Genomic DNA, 12,643 nt, shown 5'->3' on the forward strand with positions numbered 1-12,643 from the left:
AGGTCACACCTTTGAACGCAAGTAACACCCCATTAAACGAGCTTATCCAGGATAGCCAATTGCATCGCGCCCTGGAAGCTCAAGAGCTAAGCACTGCGACCCCAGTACAGGAGATTGCCATTCCAGCGGCTCTAGACGGCCAAGACCTGATGGTTTCCGCTGCAACGGGCAGTGGTAAGACTCTTGCTTTTTTACTACCGGTTTACCAAAAACTGTTGGCACAAGACGCCCCCAAAACCGGTACTCGCGCCTTAATACTCTGCCCTACCCGTGAATTGGCCCGCCAAATCCTCAAGCAAGCGACGCTACTGAATAAATTTTGCAAAATTGAAGCGGCGGTTATTGCTGGCGGAGCGGAGTTTAAATATCAAAAGGCAGTACTTCGCAAGAACCCCGAGGTCATCATCGCCACACCTGGGCGCTTGGTTGAACATATCGACAAAGGTAATACCGACTTAGCAGACCTTGAAGTGCTCGTCCTAGATGAAGCCGACCGCATGTTGGATATGGGCTTTAGCGAAGATCTTGAGCGTATTGCCGGCGAATGCGGCGAGAAGCATCAAAGCTTGCTGTTTTCAGCGACCTTGGCACATAGCAAAGCCGAACATTTGGCCAGCAATATCTTAAAAGATCCTAAGTCCATTGCGCTAGAAAATCAGGAAGAGAGTCAGCCCGATATTCACCAGCAACGCATTTTGGCCGACAGCCCACAGCACAAAAAGCAGCTTTTAAGCTGGCTACTTGCTAATGAACGCTTCAACAAAGCACTGGTATTTACCAATACCAAATCACTTGCTAGCGAATTACGTGGCTTTCTTGCCTATACAAAGCAAAGAGTCGGCGCCCTACATGGTGACATGGAGCAGGAAGAACGTAATCGCACCATGGATCGATTCCGCCGCAATCATATTAATGTTTTAGTAGCGACCGATATCGCCGCCCGAGGACTCGACGTAAAAGATGTCGATCTCGTCATTAATGTCGATATGGCACGTAATATCGATGACTACACCCACCGCATTGGGCGTACCGGCCGCGCTGGCGAGCAAGGTGTAGCAATCAACCTAATCAATGCCAACGAGTGGAATTTGATGGCGAAAATTGAGCGCATTCTAGAGATAGAAATGGAAGCTCGAGTCATCGATGAACACCCAAGCAACTTTAAAGGCCCCAAGAAGATTAAAAGCACGGGCAAAAAAGCGGCGGTTAAAAAGCGTAGCGACAAGGACGATAAAAGCAGTAAAAAAGCGAAACCCAAAAAGCGCTTACGCGATCAGAAAAACATCGGCAAACGACGTAAAGCGAGCACCAATCACGCTGAAGCGCTTGGCGATGGCACCAACAGCTTCAGCCCTGTTAAGCGTAAATCTTTTAAGGATGACAGCGAGTAGCCTAAAGCGCCGTAGCACTTACATCTAGCCATCCAACTACTTACTTCCAATTGGAGCAGGCCTAGATACAAAAAAGCCCCGCCAGTACTGCAAGCGGGGCTTTTTAATTTCAGGGTTAAACTAGAATTGCGTTTTAGTGAGTGCAACACCGCCCTGCTGATTTCCCTCTCGACTCAACCAAAGCAAACCACTTTTCTTTTCATCCCACACCAAGGCCTCCCATTGACCATCGGGCTCGATGTCGTAACGCTGAGCACTACTCCAATCCAAAGATTTACCATCTACCGAACGTTTAGCACGCCACAGGAAGCTGGACATTCCATTCCAACCCAACTGATAACCCAATAAAGCAAATTCATTACGCTTCGCATCAAAATCAGCTGCTGTAACCAGCATATCTACAGGATAACTCGCCGCAGGCGTCACGCGTTGCGTGCTTTTGCTTTTGTCTAATCGGTACAAACTGGTCTGGCCATCTTGACGATTCTTACTAAACAACCACAAATCATCACCGACACTGCTTAGGCCTTCAAAATCAAAATTATGTACATTTTTATCCGCAACGGTTTTCGGTTTACCTGAAACGGTAATCGTCATTTTGTGAGCGGAGACACTACCATTGTCACCGGCCTTGGCTAAATCTTTCCAGCTTATACGGTATAAATACAGCTCATCCCTCTGAGCAAAATTATCGCCAATATCAGCCACATAAAGATGCTTATCATCATGAGCCATCTCTTCCCAGTCAAAGTGATGGCCATCTTTGATGTTAACAGTTTTTAAAATCTTACCCACTTCATCAATGGCATAAATACGGGGCTTATCGCCACTATCATTATGGGTCCACATTAGACCATCATGCTGAGCCAAACCTGAGGTTTCTTCTAGTGTTTTTTCAAGGCTAAACATTTGTGACTTCGGGAAACTCAGGCCCAACTCACTATGCTGATGCATCCCAGTAACAGCGCAAGCCACCATAAAGGAGCTCATTGCTACAACAGCAATCTTCGCTGCAGATTTACAAAAAGTCGTTTTAATTTTCATCATAATGTTTAACAAAGTTCAATGGTCTTTTAATTAAAGCCAATACTTAGCGCCTTTTCTCTTATAAACATCCCTACTCGAGCGCTTTTGAATTAGCCATTCGCTCCCTTCAGCTTATTCCGCTTCTTCGGGCCTTTCCAATAGCTGGTGGTAATTTTCACCATAGTCATCGAGATTATCATCCAGAAAATCCCGAAAGCGCGAAGCTAGATGTTTAAAATACTCTGAGCGATCTTCAACAAAATCAGCTTGAGACTCGCTATTAGCGGCCATTATAAAAGTGGCAAAGCGCGCCGCAGCATACATCAGGGCTTCGCTTGCGACACCTGGGTCAGCAGCCTGAGCTTTATCATTAGCTAGGTTCAATGCCTGCTCAACCGTTTCCCAGAAGTATTTTTCTAAATCTTGATCACTCATAAATCTACCATTCAAATTTAAGCGACGACTAACCACTTTGACTCAAGCAGCCTCATTAAGCCATTCGTTTTTAACAGAGCTATGACAAGGCAATTAAGCGGCTATAAAAAACCCGGCGAACTAAGCCGGGTTTTCACTAAGCTCAATAGCTGACCAACTAAACGATAGCCAACAACTCAACTTCAAATACCAATGCAGCATATGGACCAATAGCGCCACCAGCCCCACGCTCACCATAGGCCAGCTGATATGGAATGAATAACTTCCACTTAGAGCCAACTGGCATCATCTGTAAGGCCTCAACCCAACCGGCAATAACACCAGTAACCGGGAATTCAGCTGGCTGACCACGATCAACAGAGCTGTCAAATACAGTGCCGTCAATTAGAGTGCCGTGATAGTGAACACGAACCTGATCGCTGGCTTTTGGCGTTTCGCCATCACCTGCATTCAGAACTTCATATTGCAAGCCACTTTCAGTGATAGAAACCTCACCACGCTTAGCATTATTAGCTAAGAACTCTTCACCCTCCACTGCCAACTCTTTAGCGCGCTCTGCTTCTTCGGCCTGTAACTTAGCCTGAATAGCTTGGAAAGCCGCATTGATATCAGCCGCTGAAACCTGGCTCTCCTCGCCTTGCAAGGCATCGGTAAAGCCAGCTAAAGCGGCTTCGCGATCAAAACCAGGAAACGGACCCTGGGCCAATTGATCAGCCATTTGACGGCCAATACCGTAACTCGCGTGCTGTTCTTGTGTATCGAATGACATAATTCTCTCTTATCCTGTCAAAAAGCCAATAAGCAATTGGCGCTAATAATTATTCAGTCAACGTTATTCGCTGCTGTTTCTCGCGGCGACAAAATCCCTTACCGCCAGGCCGGTTCCAAAATTCCAGCCCTGTAGCTCGTTCACAGGAACGAGCTTGGTGGCATCCAATTCGTGGTTTAACTTTATCTCACCCGCCGCTTTTACATGGTAGGCAATGATTACTTGGTTCATTTGAGCAAACGGATAAACGCCCACAAGCTCTGGCTCAAAGGCATTTAAGCCCAGCTCTTCGTGAACTTCTCGCACCACCCCTTCAACGGGATCTTCGCCCTGTTCCAAGAATCCAGTGATGACAGAGAATACCCCTTCAGGCCACTGTACGTTGTGAGCGAGTACAATATTTTCACCATACTCAACAATTGCAGCGACAACTGGTATTGGATTATTCCAATGCACAAAGCCGCATTCCACATCCATACAAGCTAACCGTTCTTCATTGTCAATCAAAGCATTGACCATATCAGAGCGACACTCGGGGCAATATCTCACCGTTTATCCTTATTCTTTTTGTATTTACGATAATTTCTTGTAACAACAACTAATGTAACAACAACCAATGTAACAACGACAATTAATCAACAAAAACGCGTGCATTGCGGAACAAGCGAGTCCAAGCACCATCTTCTTCCCAAGCATCAGGCGCCCAAGAGTTTGTCACAGCACGATACACACGCTCTGGGTGCGGCATCATTATAGTGCAGCGACCATCTTCACTGCTCAAGGCTGTAATACCCAAAGGAGAACCATTCGGATTCATCGGATAGGTTTCGCTCATCTGCAGGTGATTATCCACATAGCGCAGCGCTACCAAACCTGAATCATGGCAGGCCTGCAAAGCTTCTTCGCTAGCAAACTCAGCGCGACCTTCACCATGAGAAACCGCAACCGGCATGCTAGAGCCAGCCATGCCAGCCAACAATACCGAAGGCGACTCTTGAACTTGTACCATTGAGTGGCGTGCTTCAAATTGCTCAGAGCGGTTGCGCACAAAGCGAGGCCAATGAGCGGCACCAGGCACCAAATCTTTTAGATTCGACATCATCTGGCAGCCATTACACACGCCTAAACTAAAGCTGTCATCGCGATGGAAAAAGCTCTGGAACTGATCACGCACCTGCTCATTAAACAGAATGGTTTTTGCCCAGCCTTCACCGGCGCCCAATACATCACCGTATGAGAAACCACCGCAGGCCGCTAAACCTTTAACATCGGCCAAGTTAATGCGGCCCGCCAAAATATCACTCATGTGAACATCAACGGCTTCAAAACCCGCGCGGGTAAACGCCGCAGCCATTTCAACGTGGGAGTTAACGCCTTGTTCACGCAGCACAGCCACTTTAGGTTTTACACCCGTGGCAATCATTGGTGCAGCCACATCTTCACTTGGGTCGTAACTCAAATTAGCGCTTAAGCCAGGATCGACTTTGGTGATTTGCTCAAACTCAGAGCGTGCGCAATCGGCGTTATCGCGCAGTGCCGCCATACGATAGCTAGTTTCGCTCCAAGCCGCTTGCAGTACCGCACGCTCTTGTTCGTAGATCACCTCGCCATTGGCTTCAATACGCAAGCAATCTTTATCGTTTAACCAACCTAGCTTACTGGCATGAATACCGACTTTTTCAAATTCAGCAATAAAATCGTTAGCATCTTCACGGCGCATCTGCACCACCGCACCCAACTCTTCAGAGAATAAGGCGGCCAGAATATCTTCACCAAGCAAGTCGATATTGATATCGACACCCACGTGGCCAGCGAAGGACATCTCTGCGATCGTCGCCAACAAACCGCCATCGCCTTTATCGTGATAGGCGATCAATTTGCCTGCCTGATTAGCGGCCTGAACAATACCAAAGAAGGCTTTTAGCTGCTCAGCGCTATCTACATCAGCCGGTGCATCGCCCATCTGGTTATACACCTGAGCTAAGATACTGCCGCCCATGCGGTTCTTTAAGTTACCAAGATCGATATAAACAAGATCGGTACTGCCCTTATCGCTACGCAACTCTGGCGTCAGGGTCTTGCGCACATCCGTAACCGGCGCAAAAGCGGTAATCACCAAAGACAAAGGTGCAGTTACCGACTTATCTTCACCGTCTTGCTGCCAAGCGGTGCGCATGGACATGGAGTCTTTACCTACCGGAATGGTGATACCCAAGGCAGGACACAAATCCATACCGACGGTTTCAACGGTGCGATAGAGCTTTTCATCTTCACCTGGGTGGCCGGCCGCACACATCCAGTTGGCGCTCAACTTGATATCTTTAATGTCGGCAATGCTGGAAGCGGCGATATTGGTGATCGACTCAGCAATGGCTAAACGACCAGAGGCTGGAGCATCTAACAGCGCAACCGGTGTACGCTCACCCATCGACATGGCCTCACCTGCGTAATTGCCGGTATAGGTGTCGTAGGCTGCGGTAGTTACCGCGCAATCGGCAACCGGCACCTGCCAAGGACCAACGAACTGATCACGTACAACTTGGCCGGTCACAGTGCGATCGCCAATGGTGATCAAAAAGCTCTTACTGGCTACCGTAGGATGCTGCAATACACGGCGAATGGCTTCGCCGAGTTCAATATTGGCACCATCAAAGGACTGGGTTTCATAGTCACGCTTATCGCCTTCACGATGCATCTTAGGCGGTTTACCAAAAAGTACCGACATAGGTAGATCGACGGGCTTGGCATCAAAGTGGGTATCGTTAACGATCAATACATCATCATCTGTCGCGGTACCCACCACCGAATAAGGCGCACGCTCACGCTGACAAATAGCCTCAAATCGCGGCAGGTCTTCAGGTTTAACTGCTAATACATATCGCTCTTGAGATTCGTTACACCAAATCTCTAATGGACTCATGCCTGGCTCATCATTAGGTACGTTGCGCAGCTCGAAGTGGGCACCACAGCCACCGTCTTTGGCCAGTTCAGGGAAGGCGTTAGAAAGACCACCAGCACCTACATCGTGAATAAAGGCAATGGGGCTATTTTCGCCTTGCTGCCAACAAGCATCGATCACTTCCTGACAGCGGCGCTCAATCTCAGGGTTTTGGCGCTGAACGGAAGCAAAATCCAAGTCTTCACTGGAAGAGCCTGAAGTCATAGAGGAAGCGGCACCACCGCCTAGGCCAATCAACATAGCTGGCCCACCTAGCACAACTAGCTTAGTGCCCGCATCAAATTCATGCTGATCTACATGTTCTTCTTTGATATTTCCGTAACCACCAGCCAACATAATCGGCTTGTGGTAACCACGGCGCTCGCCATCAAAATTTTCTTCAAAACTACGGAAATAACCGCAGATATTCGGGCGACCGAACTCATTGTTAAAAGCCGCGCCACCAATTGGACCTTCGATCATGATGTCCAGCGCGGAAACTATGCGACCAGGCTTGCCGTAATCCTGCTCCCAAGGCTGAATAAATTCAGGAATCTGCAAGTTAGATACGGTAAAACCGGTTAAACCAACCTTCGGCTTAGAGCCCTTACCCACCGCGCCTTCATCGCGAATCTCACCACCGGAGCCCGTACCCGCACCTGGAAATGGCGCAATTGCGGTTGGGTGGTTATGGGTTTCAACCTTCATCAAGATATGAATATCTTCTTGTTTAAAGGCGTAGCTGCGAGTTTCAGGGTTTGGGTAAAAACGACCAGCCTTGGATCCACGGATCACCGAGGCATTATCAGCATAAGCCGAGAGTACGTTCTCGCCACCCTGCTCGTATGTGTTTTTGATCATCTTAAACAGTGATAGATCTTGATCTTCACCATCGATGGTCCAGCTGGCATTAAAAATCTTGTGCCGGCAGTGCTCTGAGTTAGCTTGTGCAAACATCATCAGCTCGACATCGACCGGATTGCGGTTTAGCTCTTTAAAGCTGTCTACCAAATAATCGATTTCATCATCAGCCAGCGCTAAACCAAGCTCGACATTGGCTTTCTCCAGCGCCGGGCGGCCACCACCTAGAATATCTACATCACTGGAAGGTTTTGGGCTCTCATGGCGGAATAAGGCGCTAGCCTGCTCGGCTTCAGTAAATACCGTTTCAACCATACGATCGTGCAAAATAGCCGCAATTGCATCACTGCGCTCGGCGCCAACAACATAGTAAGCGATACCACGCTCAACGCGTTCCACATTGGCGAGTCCCGCATTATGAGCGATGTCTGTCGCTTTTGAGGACCAAGGGGAAATCGTTCCTGGGCGAGGCACTACCACATAAGCAACCCCAGCAGGCTCTTCCATAGCCTCACTGGGCCCGTAATGCATTAGCTTGGCCAGAACCTCTTGCTCAGCCGAACTCAAAGATTCAGAAAGCTCTGCAAAATGCATATATTCAGCATAAACCGCGCTCACTGATGAGTTCGCAGCCTGTAATTGCTGTAAAAGTTTCTGTTTACGAAAAGAAGAAAGTGCCGGAGCGCCGCGAAGGGTCAGCATAGTGTTAAATCGCCTCTTAAAACAGGGAGTTAGCCAGGGTCTTGGACCTAAAAGGACCTAGAAATATAGGCGCGGTATTGTACTAGGCTGCACAGCCCGGGTCTAGCAATGGCGAGAATTGTAATGGCTCCACAGCGGGCCAATTAATAACTCCAGCGCAGGCAGCGAGTCGGCGGCGGCCTACTTACTTAAAACACAGCAAGAAAACGTTCAATAATCGATCAGTAACAGCGCCATCAATCCGTCAAAAACACCACTCGGCCCTAAATGCTTAAGGTGGTCACTATCTGCGCAAAGCCTATTGTAAAGAGCCTGAATAGGACCGGCGCTTAATCTGAATTAACACAATTGTACGAAATTTTGCACACGGCTGAGCGTTCTTGCACTGGTGAGCTAAGCTTTGCTTAGATACACTATAACTTTGGAAAGAGCTGATACCTGAAAGTAGGATCTAGGTTAGCAAGCTGAAGTTGGGTGCACCTCAACTTGAACCTCTTTACCTCACTTCTAGGGTATTCACTTACGCAATAGCCAATTCGTTCATGCAAGCTTTAGACAGGAGGCGCGACGATGATTTCAATGCGAACAGCCCTCCGCCACGTTAGCCGAGGCTTGATACTGCTATTTTTCGCCAGCTGCTTATACTCCAGCCATTTTCCTTCTCAGCTCGATCGCATTAAACAGCGAGGCTATTTGATCGCCGCAGCAAAAGGCGCACAAGATGATGGCCATGTGGCACCGCATTTAGAGTTTGAAGCCGCACTGTTAAAACAGTTTGCAGACTACCTTTCCGTTGACCTCAAACTAAAAAGTCCGCAAACCTTAAGTCAGTTGCAATATGGTGTCGCCAAAGAGAAATATGATATAGGCGCCGCTAACACCCGCCGACATCTTTTCCCAGTTCGCCAAGGGGTGCCTTATCTATTCGTAAAAGAATATTTAATTTACAAAAAAGGCACAGAAAAGCCTAAAACCATTAATGATGTCATCGGCAAATCTCTGCGTGTTGAATTTGGCAGCCACCATAGCCACAGCCTAAAGAAATTACAGCAGTTACATTCTGATTTACGCTGGGAGGAGCATGCCGAAACCGACAATATTAATTTAATTGCCGAGGTACAGAGCGGTCAACTTGATTACGCCGTTGTTGACTCAAATATTTTTGATATTAGTCGTCATCTTTACCCAGAAGTGCGCATCGCATTTTCGCTTTCTGAATCCAGCGAAATCGCGTGGAATTTTTCTAACACCGCCGACCACAGCCTATACAATGCAGCGGCAGCGTTTATGCAAGATATTTATGAAAACGGCAAGCTAGAGCAACTCACTGCACAGCACTACAGTCACATTAAAAAAATGGACTATACCGATGCTGTAGCCTTTTATCGAAGAGTGCAAACTCGTCTGCCACAATGGCGTGAGATGCTGGTAAGCACATCGAAAGAACACAATTTAGATTGGAATTTGTTAGCGGCCATTAGCTATCAAGAATCGCACTGGAATAAAAACGCCAAGTCTTACACCGGCGTGCGCGGCTTAATGATGCTCACTAAAGCAACCGCAAGAGAAATGGGCATCAAAGACAGAACTGACCCAGCTCAAAGTATTGAAGGTGGCGCGCGATATTTTAAAAGTATTTTCAAACGACTGCCCAAGGGCATTCAAGGGGATGACCGAACATGGTTTGCTCTTGCCGCTTACAATGTTGGTTTTGCCCACCTAGAAGACGCACGTGTGCTAACCCAGCGCCTAGGCGGCAACCCTAATCAATGGGAAGATGTAAAAAAACGCCTACCACTACTGGCCCAAAAGAAGTACTACAGTACCTTAAGGTACGGCTATGCCAGAGGCCGTGAGCCGGTGAAGTATGTGCAAAATATTAGACAGTATTACGGCATCTTGTCCTGGCAGGATGATATCGCACAAAGCCGCCCAAATAGCACGATCAAGAAAGATATCGAAACAGTCAAGATTCAGCAAGACGAACGCGACTTGAATATGTCATTGCTGTAATAGCAAGCAAACTGACGGCAGCCCTCCTAATAAAAGCTATACTTTAGACACGCCCACAGTGATAGTCATCAGTTGAGGTATAGCTAAAATGAGATTTTCACACAAGCAAGACAAAAGACTACCCACCACAGCCTTAGTGCTTATCTCAAGCCTTTTTGTTTCTGCAATGATTGTTAGCTCAAGCGTTTCTTATAGCCAACAAAGCCATGCCGCCAAAACACAAGCTTGCATTGATCTCAATAGCGGGCGCTTTGAACTGGATACGCAAACTGGAGGGGTGGAATTTGTGATTGAAGGCTGCGACGGCCAATTGCACCGCTGGGGTACGGCACAGCAAGAAGATACGCGACTGTAGCGTCAACTCGCTATTTCAGCCGCGCATAGTGGTTTGTTTTACTTAATAACAAACTTACCCTTCATGATGGCCCAGTGACCTGGAAAAGAGCAGAAGAAGCTGTAATCGCCGCCCTTTTCTAGTTTGCTCAAATCAAACTTAACCTCAGTCTCCTCGCCACCACCAATTACCTTGGTAGCCGCCAAAACACGGGCATCACCGGCAGGTAGATAACTGTTCGCTGCGCCAGCACTCATACCAGCAGTTGCAAGCGGAGCAACGTCTGTTGTTTTAGCAAGCACCCAGTTATGGCCCATGCTAGCAGCAGGCAATTTACCAACATGCTTCAATTTAACAGTAACCTCTTTACAAGATGCATCTACAGCCATCTCAGGCAGGTTAAAACGCATAGCATCATTGGCCTCCACCTCTAAGTTACAAGCTGCAAATGAGCTTGAAGCCAACAACATCAACGGCAAGGCAAAAATAGACTTCATAAGGTTTTCCTTAAATTAAATTGAGAATCAATATTATTGAACACCAAGCTATATTAGCTTTTCAAGGAAAAGCTGCGACAATATGTCACACCGTTGATTTGGCACAAGAATTTGACTTTATACGTTTAAGAAATGAGCAATCAGCTACTTAGACCGATTAATATTTGAGCACAAAGTTCAGTCGATAGTGCTTGCTTTATCGCCATTCATGTAATAATTTTTAGTTATGGGCGGGATAGCCCATCATTGTACCCTACTCGGCCGCCTTAAGTGCGGTCGCTTTTTAAGAGCCTCCTTTCAAAAAGCCCACCGAGGCTAGCTAGAAGTAATTCCAGCACGAAACACCCTACTTATTTACTAGCTAAATTATCCTAAGCCGCTGAATCTATTAGATTTTCAATTCAAAAAACAACACTAGCCGCTGAATCAAAAGTGCCAGCAGCTAGGTTAATCTTTGGCTAAACAAAGAACCTTGAAAGGAAACTCTCATGGATGGGCATACCGTCTCGGAAAAGTTAGTACGTCATTTACCTTCCAAGCAGCTAAATGCCTTGGTACTGCCCTTATTCGACCTCAATTTGAACGGTGCCCCACAGGCACATGAAATCATCAAAATGTATAAAAGCGGCCGCCTAATTCAGGTTGTATGCCGCTTAAAAGACTTTGAAGGCTTAGTAAGCTTCACCATAGACCTTCTTAGGAAGGAAGCTATCAACATTCACGCCTTTGCACTCAAAGACCAACAGCTAGAACTCAAGCCACTCAAGATCGACATTGTTTACAAAAGACTGCTGGTGAAGGGCGATAAATCCCAAATGCATAGCAACAAGGGTAAAATAGCTATATCGGCAAGCAAGCATCATTTTAGCAGTTTCAGCGCTCAAGATATTACCGAGTAAGACTGGCAGCTTCTGGCAGACATTTTCTAAAAGAATTTCAATTAAAAGGGCAGCGGCTAAAAGAACTGCGGCACAATATCAAGCAATTGCTTTTGACAAGCAGGTACCACTTCATTTATATCTACTACCAACTTTATTCGCCCAGCGATCTCATAATGCATCAGTTCGCCACACAAGAAAGACAAAAGCAGCAGGCTCTTAGCAAGCGAACTAAAATTGAGTTTTTAGCAGTTATCGTTTTTTTAGTGCTTCTTGGTATTGGTAGTCTAATCTACAACAGCTCTAATTCGACACCCTACTTTTACATTCCTATTGCAGAGCTTAAAAAATCTGATATGAATGTATTTTATAAGGGGCAAAATACCTACCTTGTGTTTGCACTAGATGACAGTTTTCGAGAAGAAAACGCCCCTACAACAGCCTGGCGTGTTTTCGCGGTAGATTCTCGCTATGGTCATGTACTTTTGGCCTATAAAAAGCATCGCTACCCTAGTGTAAATTGTCCCAACTTAAGAATTGAAAAATCAGGTTTTCACTACAATGGCCGCTACCTAGAGAGTGGAATTCGCTGCATCGATACCATCGAACGCTGGAAGCAAGATACCTTTGTTTATGACCTACAAGGCAAAAGCCATAACAAGTTTATCTCGGATTTATACCGGCCAAAAACCATACGTTTAGAGAAACACCTTCGAATAAATTTGTAACATACAGATCATCTACATTAAGCAAGCCTTATTCACCAACACACAAGCCAAGGCAGGCGAAACTAACCGAA

The 12,643-nt window shown here is 46.8% G+C and carries 11 protein-coding genes; 5 read left to right on the forward strand and 6 right to left on the reverse strand.

What is annotated here, in order from left to right:
* The first annotated feature begins 11 nt into the window (after positions 1-11).
* Positions 12-1,391: a DEAD/DEAH box helicase gene (locus Q1A08_RS02820; RefSeq protein WP_299769440.1), complete on the forward strand. Its 1,380-nt coding sequence runs from the start codon at positions 12-14 to the stop codon at positions 1,389-1,391.
* A 120-nt stretch (positions 1,392-1,511) separates the two neighbouring features.
* On the opposite strand, the gene Q1A08_RS02825 is transcribed toward Q1A08_RS02820, so the two are convergent.
* The 5 genes from Q1A08_RS02825 to purL form a co-directional block, all read right to left on the reverse strand.
* Positions 1,512-2,438: a hypothetical protein gene (locus Q1A08_RS02825; RefSeq protein WP_299769442.1), complete on the reverse strand. Its 927-nt coding sequence runs from the start codon at positions 2,436-2,438 to the stop codon at positions 1,512-1,514.
* 111 nt (positions 2,439-2,549) lie between these two features.
* On the reverse strand, positions 2,550-2,852 hold the full coding sequence (locus Q1A08_RS02830) for a DUF3144 domain-containing protein (protein ID WP_299769444.1): 303 nt from the start codon (positions 2,850-2,852) through the stop codon (positions 2,550-2,552).
* Positions 2,853-3,009: 157 nt separating this feature from the next.
* Entirely contained in the window at positions 3,010-3,621 is a 612-nt protein-coding gene (locus tag Q1A08_RS02835; RefSeq protein ID WP_299769446.1) for an FKBP-type peptidyl-prolyl cis-trans isomerase, read from the reverse strand.
* Positions 3,622-3,684: 63 nt separating this feature from the next.
* The gene (locus Q1A08_RS02840; RefSeq protein WP_299769448.1) at positions 3,685-4,170 is read right to left on the reverse strand and encodes an NUDIX domain-containing protein; all 486 of its coding nucleotides are present in this window, start codon (positions 4,168-4,170) and stop codon (positions 3,685-3,687) included.
* Between the two features lie 82 nt (positions 4,171-4,252).
* Positions 4,253-8,122 (reverse strand): phosphoribosylformylglycinamidine synthase, encoded by a 3,870-nt coding sequence (gene purL / locus Q1A08_RS02845; RefSeq protein WP_299769450.1) that lies wholly within the window; start codon positions 8,120-8,122, stop codon positions 4,253-4,255.
* Positions 8,123-8,701: 579 nt separating this feature from the next.
* Between purL and mltF the strand changes: the two genes are divergently transcribed.
* Positions 8,702-10,135: a membrane-bound lytic murein transglycosylase MltF gene (gene mltF / locus Q1A08_RS02850; RefSeq protein ID WP_299769451.1), complete on the forward strand. Its 1,434-nt coding sequence runs from the start codon at positions 8,702-8,704 to the stop codon at positions 10,133-10,135.
* Between the two features lie 88 nt (positions 10,136-10,223).
* Positions 10,224-10,490: a hypothetical protein gene (locus tag Q1A08_RS02855; RefSeq protein WP_299769453.1), complete on the forward strand. Its 267-nt coding sequence runs from the start codon at positions 10,224-10,226 to the stop codon at positions 10,488-10,490.
* A 38-nt stretch (positions 10,491-10,528) separates the two neighbouring features.
* Here the strand turns inward: Q1A08_RS02855 and azu are convergent, their stop codons facing one another.
* Entirely contained in the window at positions 10,529-10,966 is a 438-nt protein-coding gene (gene azu / locus Q1A08_RS02860) for an azurin (RefSeq protein WP_299769456.1), read from the reverse strand.
* 488 nt (positions 10,967-11,454) lie between these two features.
* On the opposite strand from azu, the gene Q1A08_RS02865 reads away from it, so the two are divergent.
* Both Q1A08_RS02865 and Q1A08_RS02870 read left to right on the forward strand, forming a co-directional pair.
* Positions 11,455-11,865, forward strand: a complete 411-nt coding sequence (locus Q1A08_RS02865) for a hypothetical protein (protein ID WP_299769459.1) — start codon at positions 11,455-11,457, stop codon at positions 11,863-11,865.
* 155 nt (positions 11,866-12,020) lie between these two features.
* On the forward strand, positions 12,021-12,572 hold the full coding sequence (locus Q1A08_RS02870) for a hypothetical protein (RefSeq protein ID WP_299769462.1): 552 nt from the start codon (positions 12,021-12,023) through the stop codon (positions 12,570-12,572).
* Positions 12,573-12,643 lie beyond the last annotated feature (71 nt).

Origin of the sequence: uncultured Pseudoteredinibacter sp. (assembly GCF_947500695.1) — a bacterium.
GTDB lineage: Bacteria > Pseudomonadota > Gammaproteobacteria > Pseudomonadales > Cellvibrionaceae > Pseudoteredinibacter.